The 19,117-nt window shown below is 58.1% G+C and carries 12 protein-coding genes; 8 read left to right on the top strand and 4 right to left on the bottom strand.

Going from position 1 to position 19,117, the window contains the following annotated elements; all coding sequences use genetic code 11:
- Positions 1 to 169: 169 nt before the first annotated feature.
- A complete protein-coding gene (locus G5253_RS11840) occupies positions 170 to 1,696 on the bottom strand; it encodes a fumarate hydratase (protein WP_005351759.1) in 1,527 nt (508 codons plus the stop codon).
- Between the two features lie 294 nt (positions 1,697 to 1,990).
- Here G5253_RS11840 and pabB point away from each other — a divergent pair, with 294 nt between their 5' ends.
- From pabB to G5253_RS11825, 3 genes are all read left to right on the top strand, one after another.
- Entirely contained in the window at positions 1,991 to 3,274 is a 1,284-nt protein-coding gene (gene pabB, locus G5253_RS11835; RefSeq protein WP_266135066.1) for an aminodeoxychorismate synthase component I, read from the top strand.
- A 42-nt stretch (positions 3,275 to 3,316) separates the two neighbouring features.
- Complete coding sequence (locus tag G5253_RS11830; protein WP_266135039.1) at positions 3,317 to 3,883, top strand: CoA pyrophosphatase; 567 nt, start codon at positions 3,317 to 3,319, stop codon at positions 3,881 to 3,883.
- 216 nt (positions 3,884 to 4,099) lie between these two features.
- On the top strand, positions 4,100 to 5,398 hold the full coding sequence (locus G5253_RS11825) for a serine/threonine transporter (protein ID WP_236271489.1): 1,299 nt from the start codon (positions 4,100 to 4,102) through the stop codon (positions 5,396 to 5,398).
- Positions 5,399 to 6,000: 602 nt separating this feature from the next.
- Here the strand turns inward: G5253_RS11825 and sstT are convergent.
- Complete coding sequence (gene sstT, locus G5253_RS11820; RefSeq protein ID WP_124929511.1) at positions 6,001 to 7,251, bottom strand: serine/threonine transporter SstT; 1,251 nt, start codon at positions 7,249 to 7,251, stop codon at positions 6,001 to 6,003.
- A 355-nt stretch (positions 7,252 to 7,606) separates the two neighbouring features.
- On the opposite strand from sstT, the gene G5253_RS11815 reads away from it, so the two are divergent.
- From G5253_RS11815 to G5253_RS11800, 4 genes are all read left to right on the top strand, one after another.
- Entirely contained in the window at positions 7,607 to 9,523 is a 1,917-nt protein-coding gene (locus G5253_RS11815) for a RecQ family ATP-dependent DNA helicase (protein ID WP_266135040.1), read from the top strand.
- A gap of 591 nt (positions 9,524 to 10,114) precedes the next feature.
- Complete coding sequence (locus G5253_RS11810; RefSeq protein ID WP_005333223.1) at positions 10,115 to 12,037, top strand: PrkA family serine protein kinase; 1,923 nt, start codon at positions 10,115 to 10,117, stop codon at positions 12,035 to 12,037.
- Positions 12,038 to 12,060: 23 nt separating this feature from the next.
- Positions 12,061 to 13,332, top strand: a complete 1,272-nt coding sequence (locus G5253_RS11805; RefSeq protein ID WP_021230168.1) for a YeaH/YhbH family protein — start codon at positions 12,061 to 12,063, stop codon at positions 13,330 to 13,332.
- A gap of 9 nt (positions 13,333 to 13,341) precedes the next feature.
- A complete protein-coding gene (locus G5253_RS11800) occupies positions 13,342 to 14,862 on the top strand; it encodes a SpoVR family protein (RefSeq protein WP_043819943.1) in 1,521 nt (506 codons plus the stop codon).
- Between the two features lie 166 nt (positions 14,863 to 15,028).
- Here the strand turns inward: G5253_RS11800 and fadJ are convergent, their stop codons facing one another.
- Both fadJ and fadI read right to left on the bottom strand, forming a co-directional pair.
- Positions 15,029 to 17,176 carry a fatty acid oxidation complex subunit alpha FadJ gene (fadJ, locus tag G5253_RS11795; protein ID WP_216980303.1) on the bottom strand — a complete coding sequence of 716 codons (2,148 nt, stop codon included), beginning with the start codon at positions 17,174 to 17,176 and terminating at the stop codon, positions 15,029 to 15,031.
- Entirely contained in the window at positions 17,176 to 18,486 is a 1,311-nt protein-coding gene (gene fadI, locus G5253_RS11790) for an acetyl-CoA C-acyltransferase FadI (protein WP_266135041.1), read from the bottom strand. Before fadI ends, fadJ begins: the two co-directional genes overlap by 1 nt.
- A gap of 182 nt (positions 18,487 to 18,668) precedes the next feature.
- Here fadI and G5253_RS11785 point away from each other — a divergent pair.
- On the top strand, positions 18,669 to 19,117 hold a 449-nt coding region (locus G5253_RS11785; RefSeq protein WP_421203374.1), incomplete at its 3' end, for an AAA family ATPase.

The raw sequence follows: 19,117 nt of genomic DNA, 5'->3' as shown, positions 1-19,117 counted from the left end.
GAACAAGCACAACGAAAAAGGATGGCGTCACGCCATCCTTTTTTATGCCCGCTTGCCGAAAACGGCCAACCTGAGCCCATAACAGGCCAGCCAAAGCAAAAAGGCGCATCCGGATGGACGCGCCTTCTTTACAGGGCCGATACCGTTAACCGGCAGCGGAAACGGTCACTCAGGAGGAGAGCTTGCCATCCAGCTCGGCAATCTTGGCAGACCAGTAGGCTGGGCCGGTTTCGTGGATATTGTTACCTTCGGAGTCGACCGCAACAGTCACCGGCATATCTTCCACTTCAAACTCGTAGATCGCTTCCATACCGAGATCGGCAAAAGCCACCACACGCGCCTTTTTGATAGCCTTGGCCACCAGATAGGCGGCGCCGCCCACCGCCATCAGATAGACGGCCTTGTGCTGCTTAATGCTCTCGACGGTTTTCGGACCACGCTCGGACTTGCCGATCATGCCGATCAGGCCAGTTTCACCCAGCATCATGTCGGTGAACTTGTCCATTCGGGTGGAGGTGGTGGGGCCAGCCGGGCCGACCACTTCGTCGCGCACCGCATCAACCGGGCCAACGTAATAGATGAAGCGGTTGGTGAAATCGACTCCTTCCGGCAGCCCTTCACCATTTTTCAGCATGTCGGCGATGCGCTTGTGGGCGGCATCGCGACCGGTGAGGATCTTGCCGGAGAGCAGCACGGTATCACCGCTCTTCCAGCTGGCCAGCTCGGCCTTGGTGATGCCATCGACATTGACGCGGCGCACATTGCCACCCGCTTCACGGGTGATCTCCGGCCAGTCGCTCAGTTTCGGCGGGGTCAGCTCGGCGGGGCCTGAACCATCCAGCTCGAAATGAACGTGACGGGTCGCGGCGCAGTTGGGGATCATCACCACCGGCTTGGAGGCGGCATGAGTCGGCGCAGATTTCACCTTCACATCCAGCACTGTAGTGAGGCCGCCCAGCCCCTGGGCACCGATCCCCAGCTTGTTGACCTTGTCGTAGAGCTCGACCCGCAGCTTCTCTTCTGTGGTTTGCGGGCCACGGGCAATCAGCTCCTGAATGTCGATGTGCTCCATCAGGGCCTCTTTGGCCAGCACCGCCGCTTTCTCGGCGGTACCGCCGATGCCGATGCCCAGCATACCGGGCGGGCACCAGCCTGCGCCCATGGTCGGCACGGTTTTCAGCACCCACTCGACGATATCGTCAGAGGGGTTGAGCATCACCATCTTGGATTTGTTCTCGGAGCCGCCGCCTTTGGCCGCGATGCTCACTTCCACCTTGTTGCCGGGGATCATGTCGATATGCACCACGGCAGGGGCGTTGTCTTTGGTGTTTTTGCGACTGCCGGCCGGATCGGCCAGCACGGAGGCGCGCAGCGGGTTGTCAGGATTGGTGTAGGCACGACGGGTCCCTTCGTCCACCATCTCCTGCACTGTCATGTCGCTGTCCCACTGGACCTGCATGCCAATTTTGACGAAACAGGTCACGATACCGGTGTCCTGGCAGAGCGGGCGATGACCTTCGGCGGACATGCGGGAGTTGATCAGGATCTGGGCCAGCGCATCTTTGGCGGCCGGGTTGGCCTCACGGTCATACGCCGCTTTGGCAGCCTGAACAAAATCCAACGGGTGGTAATAGGAGATGTACTGGAGGGCATCTGCGATAGAATCGATGAAATCCTGTTTTTTTATAATGCTCATATCATCCTCACTGGTCCTTGTCTCTGCCACAGAGCAGGGCAAGGGCTTCCATATGATGGGCCGTGCTGACGTGCTGGCTAAAAACTATCAACCAGCAAAAAACGAACGACACGGCAGTTTTTTCTTAAGTCACCGACACCTATGATACGCTTGCCCACCAGCACCGACTAGGGTTCGGGAACCAAACTGTTGCCTGTGTAACATAAAATGACGCCAACACTTCATATCCATCATCTAGACCATAGTGCTGAACTCCATCAGCTTTTTGCCCGCCTGCAACATCAGCCGTGGGCCATGTTGCTGGAATCGGCGGGGCCACTCGGCGCCGATAACGGCTTTGATATCATCACTGCCGATCCGCTGGCGACCCTCGAAACCCGCGGCGAAGTGACCACTCTGCGTGTCGGGGCGAATATCAGCAAACACCACGAAGATCCCCTCGCCCTGCTGGCTCATACCCAGCAACAGCTGCTGGGGGAGCTGGAACTGTGCGCCACTCACCTGCCCTTTATTGGCGGCGCCCTCGGTCTGTTTGGCTATGATCTCGGCCGTCGCTTCGAACGACTGCCAGTGCAGGCCGCCGCCGATATCGCGGTGCCAGACATGGCGGTGGGCATCTACGACTGGGCGCTGCTGCGCAACGTGGCGACCGGCGACTGGCAGCTGGTGCACTGGGGGGATAAAGCAGGCCAAGCCAACCGGCTGGCTTGGCTTGAACAGCAGCAGGCCAAACCGGCCCCCACTTTTGCCTTGCAGGGGTCGTGGCAGAGCAATATGAGCCGCGCCGAGTATGGCGAGAAGTTTGCCCGCATTCAGGAATATCTCGCCGCGGGGGATTGCTACCAGATCAACCTGACCCAGCGTTTCAGCGCCCCCTATCAGGGGGATGAGTGGCAGGCCTACTGCCTGCTGGCAACCGCCAACAAGGCTCCCTTCTCAGCCTTTATCCGCCTACCGGAGAGCGCGCTGCTGAGCCTATCCCCCGAGCGGTTCCTGCTGCTCGATGGCCGTCATATCGAAACCAAACCCATCAAGGGCACTCGCCCTCGCCACCCTGATCCGGCCACCGATCGGCAAGTCGCACGGGAGCTGGCGCAGGCCGACAAGGACAGATCAGAGAATCTGATGATCGTTGATCTGCTGCGCAACGACATCGGTCGGGTCAGCCGGCCGGGCTCGGTCAGCGTGCCTCATCTCTTTGCGGTGGAGTCGTTTCCAGCGGTACATCATCTGGTCTCCACAATCCACGGTGAGCTGGATGCACGCTGGCAAGGGGTCGATCTGCTGCGGGCCTGCTTCCCGGGTGGCTCCATCACCGGCGCCCCCAAGATCCGCGCCATGGAGATCATCGAAGAGCTGGAGCCCCAGCGCCGCAATGCCTATTGCGGCAGCATCGGCTACCTCAGCCAGCATGGTCGGATGGACACCAGCATCTGCATTCGCACTTTGATCGCCGAAGCGGGTCGCCTGCACTGCTGGGCCGGTGGGGGCATCATCGCCGACTCCGACGCCGACAGCGAATATCAGGAGACCTATGACAAGGTCGCCCGCATCCTGCCGCCGCTGTCAGCGCTTTAACCCTCCCCACTGTCAGGCCAACGCACAGGAGAGCTCCCCGCCATGGATCGCCACGAACTGCTGACCCGCTTCCAGTTGCAGCAACCCGCCCCGGCCCATCGCCTCGCCATTGGCGGGCTCAGCCCGGCGGCAGTGTTGATCCCGGTGGTGATGCGCGATGAGGGGCTCAGCGTGTTATTGACCCGGCGCAGCCCACGGCTGCGCCATCATGGGGGGCAGATCAGCTTCCCCGGCGGGCGACAGGATCCCGGCGACGAAAACCTGATTGTCACGGCGCTGCGGGAGACCGAAGAAGAGCTCGGCATTCCGGCCCGGCTGATTGAAGTGATCGGCACCCTCAACCCGCTCAATACAGTGTCACGATTCGAGGTGCTGCCGGTGCTGGGGCTGCTCGATGGCAACTATCCCCTCATCCTGAGTCCGGATGAGGTGGATCACGCCTTCGAAGTGCCGCTGACCCATCTGCTGGATCGACGCAACCACATCCCCCTGACCCTTTACAGAGGAGGGAAACCGCACACCATCTACTGGATCCCCTGGCAACAGCACTTTATCTGGGGGGCTACCGCCAGCATGATCAACCAGCTAGCCCAGCATCTCGCAAAATAACAATTTACCTACATTTGGCTGAGCGAGATTTAATCATTAACACTAAAATAACGTGCCAATTGATAAACAATAATTGAATTTTTCTTGTTTTGATCACATTTCCATAAGAAAGTGCGGTTTTTCGTGCCGTAAAGATGAATTTGATCAACATTTTTGATTAGAAAAACCGTATCCTTGCGCCGACTTAATAAGAACCACACATTCGGGGTGAGATAGATGTCAAACACAGTCACTGGCACGCAGGGAGTTGCGGCGTCAACAGAGCAAGGGATCAGCTCTACTCAAACCACTCGTTGGGAAAAACGCGACTCTACCTGGGTCATCAGTCTGTTCGGGACCGCAGTTGGCGCGGGGATCCTGTTCCTGCCGATCAACGCGGGTATGGGCGGTTTCTGGCCGCTGGTCGTCATGGCGCTGCTGGTAGGTCCCATGACCTATCTGGCCCACCGTGGTCTGGCCCGCTTCGTGCTCTCCTCCAAAAAGCCAAATGCAGACATCACCGAAGTGGTGGAAGAGCACTTTGGCGTGGGTGCCGGTAAATTAATCACCCTGCTCTACTTCTTCGCCATCTACCCCATCGTGCTGATCTACGGCGTGGGCATCACCAACACCGTGGAAAGCTTCATGGTCAACCAGCTGCAGATGAGTGCCCCGCCGCGCTGGATCCTCTCCATCGTGCTGATCATGGGCATGATGTCGGTGATGCTGGCCGGTGAAAAGCTGATGCTGAAAGTGACCGAGCTGCTGGTTTATCCGCTGATCGCCATTCTGGCCGGTATCTCTTTGTACCTGATCCCGGACTGGACCGGTGCCGCGCTGGAGCAAGTGCCCTCTGCCAAGGATTTCGCCACTACCCTGTGGCTGACCATCCCGGTACTGGTCTTCTCCTTCAACCACAGCCCGGCCATCTCCAGCTTCTCCCTGGCTCAGCGCCGCGACCACGGTGATAAGGCTGTCGAGAAAGCCGATGCCATCCTCAAGCGTACCGCCATGGTGCTGCTGGGCTTCGTGATGTTCTTCGTCTTCTCTTGCGTCATGAGCCTGACACCGGCCCAGCTGGCGGAAGCCAAGGCTCAGAACATCGCCGTGCTCTCCTATCTGGCCAACCAGCATGCCAGCCCCATCATCTCCTACTTCGGTCCGTTGGTTGCGTTTGTCGCCATCGTCTCCTCCTTCTTCGGCCACTATCTGGGTGCCCGTGAAGGTCTGAAAGGGATGATCGTGCAGAACATGCGCAAGTCAGGCAAAGAGCCGAACGCCAAGAAAGTCGAGATGTTCATCATCGCCTTCTTCATCCTGACCCTGTGGGGCACTGCCATTGCCAACCCCTCCATCCTGGGCATGATTGAATCCTTGGGCGGCCCGATCATCGCTACCATCCTGTTCATCATGCCGATGTACGCCATCAAGCGCGTACCGGCCATGGCGAAGTATCAGGGTCATATCAGCAACGTATTTGTCGCTGTGATGGGGATGATCGCCATCTCCGCCATCCTCTATCAGCTGGTCGGTTAATCCCCCACCTGCCGCTGATAGCAAAAAGCCAGCCGAACAGTCGGCTGGCTTTTTTATCTCTGCAATCTGTGCCTCCGCGATTACCCTTCTCTCTCCTTATTACTCTCCTCACCTTGTTGGATATCTGCATGCTCACCAGCGCCATGGCAGAGCACTTCGGATATCAACATGACGCCCCCCTGCCCGCAGCTCAATATCGCCAACACGTTTACTCCCCCTCACCAAACCATGATGGCGTGTCTGATAGGACGGGTTGGGTTCATCTGCCGCAGCCAGCCACCTCCATTCTTCTGTGATGATGTGATGATGTGATGATGTGATGATGTGATGATGTGATGATGTGATGATGTGATTGTCTTGAAGATCTGGGCTAAGCCATAGCAATCGGCTGTTGGCAGAGCAGACAAAGGTGTGTGACGCACAACAGAGGGAGTAAGCACAACTCGAAGGGATACAGATAAGGCAGCACCCTGGACAAGGGCGACAGAATATCCGGCACATCAGCCAATGAGATTGATCAAAGAGGAAAAGAGAGCAAATCCGGCAATAAAAAGCGCCCTCCGAAGAGGGCGCAAGTGTGTTGTGAAACTGACCCTACGAGATCAGGCTTCGCGGCTCGGTACCGGAGCCACATCCAGCAGGGTTTCATCTTCGGCCATGCAAGCAGCGGCGGTGAACAGCACGTCGGTGGAGCTGTTCAGTGCTGTCTCAGCAGAATCCTGCAACACGCCGATGATAAAGCCGACGGCCACCACCTGCATGGCGATGTCGTTGCTGATGCCAAACAGGCTGCAGGCCAGCGGGATCAGCAGCAAGGAGCCACCGGCGACACCGGATGCGCCACAGGCGCTGACGGTGGCAACCACGGAGAGCAGCACAGCCGTTGCCATGTCCACTTCCATCCCCAGGGTATGTACCGCCGCCATGGCGAGCACAGTGATGGTGATGGCAGCACCCGCCATGTTGATGGTGGCACCCAGCGGAATGGAGACCGCATAGGTATCCTCCGGCAGACGCAGTTTTTCACACAGCGCCATGTTGACCGGAATGTTGGCGGCAGAGCTGCGAGTAAAGAAGGCGGTCACACCGCTCTCTTTGAGGCAGGTCAGCACCAGCGGATAGGGGTTGCGCTTGATCTTCCAGAAGACGATCAACGGGTTGACCACAAAGGCGATAAACAGCATGCAGCCGATCAGCACCACCAGCAGTTGAGCATAGCCAAACAGGGCATCAAAGCCGGTTTCTGCCAGCGTGGAGGCAACCAGACCCAGGATCCCGAGCGGGGCACAGCGGATCACCGCTTTCACGATGGCGGAGACACCGTGAGACAGGTCAGTGATCAGCGCCTTGGTGCTCTCGTTGGCATGGCGCATGGCGATACCCAGACCGATGGCCCACGCCAGGATCCCGATATAGTTGGCATCCATCAGCGCCTTGACCGGGTTGGTCACCACGTTGAACAGCAGGGTCTGCAGCACCTCGGTGATCCCGCCTGGCGGGGTGATCTCGGCAGTATTGGCCACCAGATGGAGGTTGGAGGGGAACAGGAAACTGGCAATCACCGCGACCACGGCCGCAGAGAAGGTACCAAACAGGTAGAGCGCCAGCAGCGGGCGAATATTGGTCTTCTGACCCTGCTTGTGACCAATGATGGCCGCCATCACCAGTACGAATACCAGCAGCGGGGCTACCGCTTTCAGTGCACCAACGAACAGACTGCCGAGCAGACCTGCCGTTTTCGCCCACTCGGGCGCAAACAGTGCCAGCAAGATACCGAATACCAGACCAACCAGGATCTGGCTGACCAGGCTGGTGCTATTGACCAGCCGAAGGAGGGGGTGTTGTTGTGTCATCAAAAAAGTCCCTAAGCACCGTAGTGCATGAATCATGAGTCCTGTCTGCAACCACTCATCGGGAGACCCCTGTCGCCCGGATGTGGTGTCTGTGGCCAGCCTTCTGTCGGGCCGATCCGCCAGTCACCGGATTGCATGTCGGAATATCCCATTCGCCATCTTTTTTTTCCAGAGACTCACCAAAAAATATCCCGTTTCCATCACAAAAAACCGCAACAAAACCTTAACCACAGCGCAACCACCCATTTTTGTACGTTTTATCGACACTCTCTGCCCTCACCCTCACGACCATTCCTGTGCCACCCGTGACCGGTGTCGCTGTGCTATCATCCCCCATTTGCCGCGGAGCCTTGCCATGATCACATCCCTGCTCAACCAATATTTTGGTTTCTCCGCACTCAGGCCAGGTCAGGAGGCGGTGATCAGCCGGGTGCTGGCAGGTCAGAGTGCCGCAGCCATCTTTCCCACCGGCTCCGGCAAGTCGCTCTGTTATCAACTGCCTGCCCTCGCCCTGCCCCATCTGACCCTGGTGATCTCGCCGCTGCTGGCGCTGATGCACGATCAACTCGCCTTCCTTAAAAGCAAGGGAATAAGCGCCGCCACCCTCGACTCAAGCCAGAGCCCGGAGGAGAGCCGACGAGTGATGCAGCAGGCGCTGGATGGCCAGCTCAAGATCCTGATGATCTCGGTGGAGCGACTCAAGAACGAGCGCTTTCGCCGTTTTATCCAGCAAGTGCCCCTATCACTGCTGGTGGTTGATGAGGCGCACTGTATTTCTGAGTGGGGCCACAACTTTCGCCCCGACTACCTCAAGCTGCCGAGCTATCGCCATGACCTGAAGATCCCGCAGGTGTTGCTGCTCACCGCCACCGCCACACCGGCGGTGATTCAGGATATGCAGACCAAATTCGGCATCGCGCCGGAGGGGGTCGTGGTCACCGGTTTCTATCGCCCCAATCTTGATCTGGCAGTCATTCCCCGGTCGCCCGATGCGCGGGATAGCTGGCTCGCGCAGGAGTTGGCCAACGATCCAAGGGCCCCCACCATCGTCTACGTCACCTTGCAACACACCGCCGAAGCCTGCGCCGAGCAACTCATTAGAGAAGGGATCAACGCCCGCGCCTATCATGCCGGACTCGACTCGGCGCTGCGCAGTCAGATCCAGCACGACTTCATGGCGGGCAAGGTGGATTGCATCGTCGCCACCATCGCCTTTGGCATGGGGATCGACAAAGCAGATATCCGGCGGGTCATTCACTACGATCTGCCCAAATCCATCGAGAACTACAGCCAGGAAATTGGCCGCGCCGGACGGGATGGCCAGCCATCGCGCTGTATTGTGCTGGCCAACCAGAGCCAGCTGCCGGTGCTGGAGAACTTCGTCTACTGCGATACGCCGGATTTGAGTGCCATCCTCCAGCTCCTTGCCATCATCAAGCAGAGCGGGAGCGAGTGGGAATTCACCCTGCTGCGTCTCTCCAACGACACCAATATCCGCCAGTTGCCCCTTAAAACCTTGCTGGTCTATCTGGAGATGGCGGGCATCATCACCCCGGCCTACAGCTACTACGCCGACTATCGCTTCAAGTTTGTGCTGGATAAAGACGAGATTGTGAGTCGCTTCAATCCGGATCGTCGCCAGTTTCTAGAGCAACTGTTCGCCTGCGCCCCGCAAGCCCGCAGCTGGTGCACCATGGACTTTGACGCCCTCTGGCAGGGCTATCAGGGAGAGCGACAGCGGGCGGTTGCGGCGCTCGACTACCTGCAGCAGCAAGGCTGGATCGAGCTTGAAAGCAAACAGATGACCGAGGTCTACCGGATCACCCGTCAGGGGTGGGACAACGAGCAGGAAGCAAAAGCCCTGCACGCCCTGTTCCTGCAAAAAGAGCAGAGCGAGCTGGCAAGACTGCAAGCCATGCTCGACTTTTTCACCTCAAGTGAGTGCCTGAGCCACCGCCTCGCCCGCTATTTTGCCGATGAAGTGGCGCCGGTTCATTGTGGCCACTGTTCGGTTTGTCGCGGCGAGGTGGCGCATCTCCCGCCCCTGCCCTCACTGACCATGCCAAACGAGGCGGGGATCCGCGCCTGGTGCGATCCGCTGATTGCCAAGACCGGTTCCGTGGATGCGCGTGTTTTGGCCCGCTTCCTGTGCGGCATCACCACACCGCTGACCAGCCGGGTCAAAGCCAAATCGCTGGCGGGTGCAGGCCAGTTGGCCGCGCACCCGTTTGCAAGCGTCCTGGCGGCAGTGCAACAAGCCTACCCTTGCTAGATGAGTGCTGGCGGCGTCAATAGCCACCAGCAGAAACAAGCGTTTACAGACGCAGAAAAAGAAGACCCTCGCGGTTGCGAGGGTCAAGCCAACGGAAACGTGCTTAAACAGAGCTTGGTGAGGCAACAGTCAACTCTCTTGCTAAAGCGTCTTGCTGCTCACACATCGCCAATCTAGGGCACTCAAAATGTAGCGTCAATGTAAAAATTAGAGCCAAAACTCCAAACAAAGTGATTTACGTTGACGTACACGTAATGACGTTTTCATTCATAACCCCGCTAACCCGCAGCCCCATTGCCTTTCGTCAAACCCCTTAATCTTTTCGCAATAAGTTCCCTGTTTCCCATAAACATTTATTTTTTATGTCTTTGACATTTACCTCACTATCGTGGCAAAAATAATTTAACAGTCAGTAACATAGCGGTGTTGTTGACTGACCCTCCCCGCACAAGGATCGGGCAGGTTTCTTCAGAATTTAACCTATCAACCGTGATGGATTACTGGAGTCTGTTGACTAGGCTTTAAAAGCGCACAACACAAAAGCAGTCATCCACTTTTTTCAGGGTAAGCGACTATAACGAGGGCAAAGTTATGGGCATATTCGAGCATTACCAACAGCGATATGAAAAAGCGAGAGAAGAGGAATATACCATCCAGGAGTTCCTGGATATGTGTAAGCAGGACAAAGCCTGCTACGCCTCCGCAGCCGAACGTCTGCTGACCGCCATTGGTGAGCCGGAGATGGTAGACACCTCAGCCAACCCCAGACTGAGCCGACTCTTCTCCAACCGCGTCGTGGCACGCTATCCCGCCTTCAAGGATTTCTACGGGATGGAAGAGGCCATCGAACAGATCGTCTCCTACCTCAAACACTCCGCCCAGGGGCTGGAGGAGAAGAAACAGATCCTCTATCTGCTGGGCCCCGTTGGCGGCGGTAAATCCTCGCTGGCAGAGAAACTCAAATCCCTGATGCAGAAGGTGCCCATCTATCGCATCAAGGGCTCACCGGTCAACGATCACCCCTTCTGCCTGTTCGACATCGAAGAGGATGGGGAGATCCTGGAAAAAGAGTACGGCATCCCGCGCCGTTACCTGCGTCCCATCATGTCCCCCTGGGTGGCCAAACGCCTGCACGAGTTTGGCGGCGACATCACCAAGTTCAAGGTGGAGAAGGTCAACCCCTCCATCCTCGATCAAATCGCCATTGCCAAGACTGAACCCGGTGATGACAACAACCAGGACATCTCCTCACTGGTCGGCAAGGTCGACATCCGCATGCTGGAGCACTTCGCCCAGGATGACGCCGATGCCTACTCCTACTCAGGTGCGCTGTGTAAAGCGAACCAGGGGGTGATGGAGTTTGTGGAGATGTTCAAGGCCCCCATCAAGGTGCTGCACCCGCTGCTGACAGCAACCCAGGAGGGTAACTACAACGGCACCGAAGGGCTCTCCGCCCTCCCCTTTGACGGCATTCTGCTGGCCCACTCCAACGAATCCGAGTGGCAGCAGTTCCGCAACAACAAGAACAACGAAGCCTTCCTCGACCGGGTCTACATCGTCAAGGTGCCTTACTGCCTGCGCGTCTCCGAAGAGGTGAAGATCTACGAGAAACTGCTGATCAACAGCGAATTGACCGAGGCCAAATGCGCCCCGGGCACCCTCGAGCTGCTGGGCCAGTTCTCTGTGTTGTCACGGCTGAAAGAGCCGGAAAACTCCAGCATCTACTCCAAGATGAGGGTCTATGATGGCGAAAGCCTGAAAGACACCGACCCCAAGGCGAAGAGCTATCAGGAGTATCGCGACTACGCCGGTGTGGACGAGGGGATGAATGGTCTCTCTACCCGTTTTGCGTTCAAGATCCTCTCCCGCGTCTTCAACTTCGACCACGCGGAAGTGGCCGCCAACCCGGTGCACCTCTTCTATGTGCTGGAGCAGCAGATCGAGCGCGAACAGTTCCCGCAAGAGCTGCACGATCGCTACCTTGAGTTCATCAAGGGTTATCTGACCCCGCGCTATGTGGAGTTCATCGGCAAGGAGATCCAGACCGCCTATCTCGAGTCCTACTCCGAGTACGGTCAGAACATCTTCGATCGCTACGTCACCTACGCCGACTTCTGGATCCAGGATCAGGAGTACCGTGACCCCGAAACCGGCCAGCTGTTTGACAGAGCGTCTCTCAACAGCGAGCTGGAGAAAATTGAAAAACCCGCCGGGATCAGCAACCCGAAGGATTTCCGCAACGAAATCGTCAACTTCGTGCTGCGTGCCCGGGCCAACAATGCAGGCCGTAACCCCAACTGGACCAGTTACGAGAAGCTGCGCACCGTGATCGAGAAGAAGATGTTCTCCAACACGGAAGAGCTGCTGCCGGTTATCTCCTTCAACAGCAAAACCTCGGCCGAGGAGCAGAAGAAGCACGATAACTTTGTCGAACGGATGATGGAGAAAGGCTACACCCGCAAACAGGTGCGACTGCTCTCCGAATGGTATCTCAGGGTACGCAAGTCATCCTGACCCTGACTGTTCAAGGGGGAGTTATGGCGCATTTTATCGACCGCAGGCTCAACGGCAAAAACAAAAGCGCTGTCAATCGGCAGCGCTTCATCCGCCGCTACAAGAAGCAGATAAAACAAGCGGTCTCGGATGCTGTCTCCAAGCGCAGCATTCAGGACGTAGACAAGGGCGAGAGCATCAGCATCCCGACCAAGGATATCGGCGAGCCCCATTTTCATCAGGGGCACGGCGGTAAACGGGAGATGGTGCATCCCGGCAATGATCAATTCGTCTCCGGCGACAAGATTGACCGCCCCAAAGGAGGGGGCGGTGGACAAGGTTCCGGCGAGGGGCAGGCATCCAATCAGGGGGAAGGAGCGGACGATTTCGTGTTCCAAATCTCCAAGGATGAGTATCTCGATCTGCTGTTTGAAGATCTGGAGCTGCCCAGGCTGCAGAAAACCCAGCTCAATCAGCTGATGGAAGTCAAAACCTATCGGGCGGGCTACACCTCCAACGGAGTGCCCGCCAATATCAACGTGGTGCGCTCGCTACAAAACTCGCTGGCACGGCGCATGGCGTTGCAAGCTGGCAAAAAGCGCCAGTTGCATGAACTGGAAGAGCGACTGGCACTGCTGGCCACCGATCCCAACGAGCACTTTGCCGAAATAGCCCTGCTCGAGAAGGAGATCAGAGAGCTGAAACGACGGATCGATGCGGTGCCGTTTATTGACACCTTCGATCTCAAATTCAACAACTTCGTCAAACGGCCCGTCCCCTCCAGCCAGGCGGTAATGTTCTGCCTGATGGACGTCTCGGGCTCCATGGATCAGGCCACCAAGGAGATGGCCAAGCGTTTCTATATCCTGCTCTATCTGTTCCTGAGCCGGACCTACAAGAACGTCGAGGTGGTCTATATCCGCCACCATACCCAGGCCAAGGAGGTGGATGAACACGAGTTCTTTTACTCCCAGGAGACTGGCGGCACCATCGTATCCAGCGCCCTCAAGATGATGAACGACATCATCAATGAGCGTTACCCCGCCAACCAGTGGAACATCTATGCGGCGCAGGCGTCGGATGGTGACAACTGGGCTGATGACTCACCGCAGTGCCGTGAAATTCTGGCGCGGGACATCATGCCAAGGGTGAGGTACTACTCCTACATCGAGATCACCACCCGTGCCCACCAGACCCTGTGGCACGAATATGAGTCGGTAGCCAGCCAGTTCCCCCACTTTGCGATGGAGCACATTCGCAAGGTCGAGGATATCTATCCGGTGTTCCGCGAGCTGTTCAAGAAACAAGCGGCGTGAGGAGGCCACATGATCGAAACAGAAAAACGTGTAGCGCCACTGGATGACGGACCAGACTGGAACTTCGATCTGCTGGAGACCTATCACCAGGAGATCGCCCGGGTCGCCCGTTTCTACAAGCTGGATACCTACCCCAACCAGATCGAGGTGATCACCGCCGAGCAGATGATGGATGCCTACTCCAGCGTCGGCATGCCCATCGGCTATCAGCACTGGTCGTTCGGCAAGCGCTTTATCCATACCGAGCGCAACTACAAGCGCGGCCAGATGGGGCTGGCCTACGAGATCGTCATCAACTCCGATCCCTGCATCGCCTACCTGATGGAGGAGAACACCATGCCGATGCAGGCGCTGGTGATGGCACACGCCTGCTACGGCCACAACTCCTTCTTCAAGAACAACTACCTGTTCAAGGCCTGGACCGATGCCTCCTCCATCATCGACTACCTGCTGTTCGCCAAGAACTACATCACCCAGTGCGAAGAGAAGCATGGCATCGAGGCGGTGGAACAGCTGCTCGACTCCTGCCATGCCCTGATGAACTTCGGGGTGGATCGCTACAAGCGTCCACAGAAGATCTCGATGGCTGAGGAGAAGCGGCGTCAGAAGGCGCGGGAAGATTATCTGCAGACTCAGGTCAACGAGCTGTGGCGAACCCTGCCCAAGCAGCATAAAGCCGCTGGTGTGGAGGACAGGCGCTACCCCGCCGAACCCCAGGAGAACATTCTCTACTTTATCGAGAAGAATGCCCCCTTGCTGGAGCCCTGGCAGCGGGAAGTGGTGCGCATCGTGCGCAAGATAAGCCAGTATTTCTATCCGCAAAAGCAGACTCAGGTGATGAATGAGGGGTGGGCCACCTTCTGGCACTACACCATCCTCAATCACCTCTATGACGAGGGCAAGCTGAGCGATCGCTTCATGATGGAGGTGCTGCATAGCCACACCAACGTGGTTTATCAACCTGCTTACAACAGCCGCTACTACTCGGGGATCAACCCTTATGCGCTGGGGTTTGCCATGTTTACCGACCTGCGCCGCATCTGCGAGAACCCGACCGAGGAAGATAGATACTGGTTCCCCGACTATGCCGGCAGCAACTGGGTCGACACCCTCCACTTTGCCATGCAGAACTTCAAGGACGAGAGCTTTATCAGCCAGTTCTTAAGCCCGAAAGTGATGCGGGATATGAAGCTGTTCGCTATTGATGACGACGATCTGAAGAACTATCTGAAGGTCTCCGCCATCCACAATGACGAGGGGTACCGTCAGGTGCGCAATACCCTGTCGGCCCAATACAACCTCAGCAATCTGGAACCCAATATTCAGGTCTACAACGTTGCCGTGAAGGGGGATCGCTCCCTCACCCTGCGCTATGTGCCCCACAACCGCATACCCCTTGGCGACTCACGCCATGAGGTGCTCAAACACCTGCATCAGCTGTGGGGATTCGACGTGGTGCTGGAGCAGGATAACGGTGATCTGCCTGCAGATATCATCGGCCGCTGCCCGGAGCGTAAGCCGGGTATCTGAACCATGCTACCTCGCAAATGGCCCACTTCGGTGGGCCATTTTTTCGGCCTTCGCCTCTGCCTGCATCATCGCAGCACCACCTGAATAACCCGAACAAACCACAACATAGAAAGAGGCCCGCATGGTGTGCGGGCCTCTTTAGCTTGCGATCAATCTGCAGCGGTTATCAGTAGAAGGTTTGCTGCTCCGCGGCCATCGCCTTGAGGCGGGCACAAGGGGCAAACCGGTCGCCATGGCGCTTCTGGTAATACTCCAGACGGCCAACCAGATGATCAATCCCAAGCGTGTCCATGTAGCGGAACGGGCCGCCAAGGAAAGGCGGGAAACCGATGCCGAAGATGGCACCGATATCACCATCACGGGCCGACGCCACCACACCGCTATCCAGCGCCATGGCCGCTTCGTTGAGCATCAGCAGCACGCAGCGCTCGGCGATCTCCTGACGGGCCAGCTTGGCAGACGGCTTGATGCCGAGCACGCCATAGACGCTCTCGTCCACCGTCTTCTTGCCCTCTTTGCCAGTCAGCTTGTTGCGCGGTGCCGCCTTGCCATAGAGATAGAAGCCCTTGCCGTTCTTGCGTCCCTTGCGATCATTTTGCAGCAGCTTGTCGAACGCCTTGGGCGCCTGGAACTGCTCGCCGCCCAGCTCTTTCTCAAGGATGGGGGAGATCTTGGCGCCCACATCGATCCCCACCTCATCGAGCAAGGTGATGGGGCCAACCGGGAAGCCAAAGTCCAGCAGCGCGCTATCCAGCACCTCTACCGGCTCCCCTTCCAGCACCAGTCTTGCCGCCTCATTCATGTAGGGCGCCAGGATGCGGTTGACGTAGAAACCGGCTTCGTCCTTCACCACGATGGGCGTTTTGCCCTGGGCGCGGGCAAAAGCCAGGGTGGTAGCGACCGTCTCGGCACTGGTGCCAGCGTGGGGGATGATCTCCGCCAGCGGCATCTTGTCCACCGGGCTGAAGTAGTGCAGCCCCACGACTCGCTCTGGGTGCGCCGCCTCTGCCGCAATCTGGTTGATGGGCAAGGAAGAGGTGTTGGAGGCAAACACTGTGTGCTCACCGCACTCACGCTCCACGTCCTTCACCATCTGGTGTTTGAGATTGAGATCTTCAAACACCGCCTCCACCACCATGTCCACCCGGTGGAAACCGGAGTAGTCGAGGGTACCGGTCAACAGGCTCATCTGCTTTTCCAGCTCGCTGCGCAGGATATGACGGCGCTTGAGCTTCTTGGCCAGAATGTCATAGCTGTAGCGCATGGCATTGCCGATCCCGGCGCTTGCCACATCCTTGATCCGCACCGGCACGCCCGCCTTGGTAGCGGTGACGAACGCGATGCCGCCCCCCATCAGACCACCGCCCAGCACGGCGGCATGGGCCACCTTGCGCGGCTCGGCTCCCTGATAGGTGACCTCTTTCTTCATCTCGGTGGTGGCAAAGAAGATGGAACGCAGGGCGGCAGACTCAGCAGTCATCACCAGCTCGCCAAAGTGGCGGGATTCAGCGGCCAGACCGGCCTTCATCCCCTCCTCCACGCCGATGCGCACAACATCCAGGATCCGCTCCGGCGCCGGATAGTTGCCGCGGGTCTTGGCTTTCACCCCCTTGCTGGCCTGATCGAACAGCACCTTGCGACCCAGCTTGTTGGTCTCCAGCACCTTGCCCTGCAGATCCCGTTTCAACTGATGGCGCGGTTTGCCCTTCTTGGCCAGCTTGATGGCAGCATCCAGCAAGATTGACGGCGGCACCACATCGTCCACCAGCCCCAATTTCTTGGCTTGTTTGGCCCGCACCTGCTTGCCGGTCAGCATCAGATCCAGCGCCTTGGCCACCCCGATAAGGCGCGGCAGACGCTGGGTACCGCCAGAGCCCGGCAGCAGACCGAGCTGCACTTCCGGCAATCCCAGCACGGTTTTACCGTGCTCGGTCACCACCCGACCATGGCAGGCCAGCGCCAGCTCCAACCCGCCACCGAGGCAGGGGCCATGAATGGCGGCGATCACCGGAATGGTCAGCCCCTCGATCTCGGCAAAGATCTCCTGCCCTTCTCGTGACAGGGTCTCGGCATCCTTGGCACTGGTGCAGGCGGCCAGCATGGTAATGTCAGCGCCGGCGATGAAGGAGTCCTTCTTGCCGGAGGTGATCACCAGCCCGATCAAATCCTTGTTGCGTTTTACCTCGTCCAGTACGGAGCGGATCTCCTCGACAAAGGCGGCTTTCAGGGTATTCATGCTCTCGCCCGGCACATCCATGGTGAGGATGCCGATGCCATCTTTGCGAACGTCCAGGGAAAAAGTCTTAGCGCTCATCATTCAACCTCCAACACCATAGCCACGCCCAATCCACCCGCCGCACAGGCGGTGTTGAGCCCCAATCCCCCACCGCGACGACGCAGCTCGTGCAGGGTCTGGGTGATCATCCGCGCACCGGTCGCGGCAAAGGGGTGGCCATAGGCCAGCGAACCGCCGAGGACGTTGAACTTCTCCATGTCCACCTCGCCGATGGCCTGATCGCGGCCCAGCTTGTCACGGGCAAACTCGTGGCTGGCAAACATCTTGAGGTTGGCCAGAGTCTGGGCGGCAAAGGCTTCGTGCATGTCGATCAGAGTCAAATCGCTGAGCGTGATGCCGGCTCTGTCCAGCGCCAGCGGCGTGGCGTAGGAGGGCCCCATCAGCATGTCTTGCCACACATCGATGGCCGAGAAAGCGAAGCTGCGGATATAGCCCAGCGTTTTGAGGCCCAGCTCTTTCGCCCGCCCTTCGCGCATCAGCAGCACGGCGGCAGCGCCATCGGTCAGCGGCGTGGCGTTGGCAGCCGTCACTGTGCCATGAACCCGATCAAACACCGGCTTGAGCTTGGCGTAGCTCGCGAGATCCGAGCTTTCACGGATATTGTTGTCCCGCTCCAGCGGCGACTTGTAGGGCGGTACATGGGCGGTAAACACCTCGCCACTGAGCTTGCCATCGGCCCAAGCCTGCGCGGCCAGAGTGTGGGAGCGATGAGCTAACGCATCTTGCGCCTCGCGGCTGATCTGGTGACTCTTGGCCATCTGCTCGGCGGTCTGTCCCATGGAGAGGCCAGTAGAGTATTCCGCCACGGCAGGCGGCACCGGCAGCAGATCCTTGACCCGCAGCTGACGTAGAATATTGAAGCGCTGCTGCAGATTGCGCGCCTTGTTGAGATCCACCAAGGCGCGGGCCAGCTTCTTGCTCACTCCGATAGGGAGCACGGAGGAGGAGTCCGCACCGCCAGCGATGGCGATATCCACAGTGCCCGCCATGATGGATTCGGTGACGTTGGCCACCGCCTGAAAACTGGTGGCGCAGGCGCGGGAGACGCTATAGGCATCGGTATTGACGCTCATGCCGGTGCCAAGCACGATTTCACGGGCAATGTTGGGGGCTTCCGGCATCTGAACCACCTGACCAAACACCAGCTGGTCGATAAGCTTGGGATCGAGATTGGTACGGGCGAGCATCTCGCTCACCACCAGTTTGCCGAGATCGACTGCAGGCACGCCATGAAAGGCGGTGGCCTGCTTGGCAAAGGGGGTACGCAGCCCCGCCACGACGGCAATCCGTTCGCCCTGGCGAGTCGTCAGTTTCAATGGCTGTTTCATCCTGGCTCCTTGGTTTAAAAGGCAGAGGTCTGACCTCATTGCGCCACATCTTAACAATCCAATCACAAGTTTCATACAGCTGATTGAAACTAAATTAAGCACGGCAAGGCCCCTTTGCTCGCCCTTGGGGAGCAACTGGAGTATAAAAAGATCAACTTCCATAAAAACAACGGGTTTATCGCATGGCAGCGGCCGAGTTCAGAGCACTTAGGGACTATCTTGGCAGTCAGATCCTGGGGCAGGAGGAGCTAATAGAAGGGCTCCTGATTGCCCTGTTATGTGAAGGACATGTGTTAATCGAAGGGGCCCCCGGCCTTGCCAAAACCCGCGCCGTCAAGGCGCTCGCTGGCGCCGTCGAAGGGCGCTTTGCCCGTATCCAGTTTACCCCCGACCTGCTTCCTGCCGATCTCACCGGCAGCGAGGTGTTTCACCCGCAGGATGCCAGTTTTGTTTTCCAGCCAGGCCCCCTCTTCAACCATCTGGTGCTGGCAGACGAGATCAACCGGGCGCCAGCCAAGGTACAATCAGCGCTGCTGGAAGCCATGGCCGAACACCAGATCACCGTGGGCAAAAAGAGCTGGCGGCTGCCACCTCTCTTTATGGTCGCCGCCACCCAGAACCCCATCGAGCA

Source organism: Aeromonas sp. 602658, assembly GCF_049173005.1.
Classification (GTDB): Bacteria; Pseudomonadota; Gammaproteobacteria; order Enterobacterales; family Aeromonadaceae; genus Aeromonas; species Aeromonas veronii_A.
The sequence above is the reverse complement of the archived record's forward strand: the minus strand, read 5'-3'. Positions and strand labels throughout refer to the sequence as shown.